Genomic DNA, 1,113 nt, shown 5'->3' with positions numbered 1-1,113 from the left:
CCACCATATCCGCCGTATCCACTACGAAATGGTCTTCCAAAGCCCTGGGCTGGTATTTCTCCTTCGTTCTCATGAGCTGTTAATGCCGAAACATCCGTATTATCCATATTTTCACCTGCTTCCCTTGAAAAAAATATCTAGCCCTTTACATGCTATGATTCATAGCTAGGAAGGAGTTTGTCCTACCTCCAATATATGCAAAAAACAGAACTCTTAAAGCCTGATGGGCATAGAATTAAGAAGAAATCTCATTCGTAAATTCAAAAAAAACACTGTTGAGAATAGTACTTTTTAAAATGTATATTGTTGTTCCTAAATGCAACAAAAATGTTATTATGTTGTATTGGAAAAGCCCCGGATTTTTAGAATCCGGGGCTTTTTTTCGATTGCCCATACTTTCAACTAATTTATTTAGTAAACGTTTATGGTTATTTTTTAATCAGGAAAAATATCTTGATTTCGAAATAAATTGATGGTAACATCATTTGTGGATTATCTTGAATTCGAGATAATTAGAAATATAAGCCCTTATTAAATAACTATTTAGGAGGTTTAACTAATGTTAAACAATAAAGGAATTGGTGCTTTGATTTTACGGATTACGCTAGGGGTTATTTTCTTGGCTCATGGAACGGCGAAGTTTCAAGGTGGTATAGAAAATACCGTCGGCTGGTTTGAAAGTATTGGGCTGCCTGGTTTTATGGCCTATGCTGTGGCTGTGATTGAAGTAGTAGGAGGCATTGCGCTAATCGTTGGTTTGGGTACAAGAATTGTTTCGGCTTTGTTTGCTCTCTTATTAATCGGCGCTATTATCAAAGTAAAATTTGCAGCTGGATTTTTAAATGGATACGCGTATGATCTTGTTTTGCTTTCACTATCTGTTTCTCTTTTTGTAGAAGGAAGCAAGCTGTACTCTATCGGAAATCTTCTTTTCAATCAAGACAAAGAAACCAACCGTTATTCAAAATCAGCTTAAATATGTCGATTTCTAGGGTTTTAAATCGAAATTTAAGAATAAGAACCGTCTATATGGGTAAAGGTACTATTGGATTTTATCCGGACCTGTGACGGAGTTTTGCTATGAAGAGATAAAAAGGTGCAGGTGATCTAGTA

The 1,113-nt window shown here is 35.7% G+C and carries 1 protein-coding gene; it reads left to right on the top strand.

The features are described from left to right. The first annotated feature begins 559 nt into the window (after window positions 1-559). The gene (locus VQ00_RS15630; RefSeq protein ID WP_046178850.1) at window positions 560-976 is read left to right on the top strand and encodes a DoxX family protein; all 417 of its coding nucleotides are present in this window, start codon (window positions 560-562) and stop codon (window positions 974-976) included. The last annotated feature ends 137 nt before the right edge of the window (window positions 977-1,113 follow it).

It is taken from the genome of Domibacillus tundrae (genome assembly GCF_000970675.1).
GTDB lineage: Bacteria > Bacillota > Bacilli > Bacillales > Domibacillaceae > Domibacillus > Domibacillus tundrae.
The sequence above is the reverse complement of the archived record's forward strand: the minus strand, read 5'-3'. Positions and strand labels throughout refer to the sequence as shown.

Bases quoted from the DNA above. Each gene is read 5' to 3' on its own strand.
- VQ00_RS15630 (WP_046178850.1), top strand. From the start codon at position 560: ATGTTAAACAATAAAGGAATTGGTGCTTTGATTTTACGGATTACGCTA.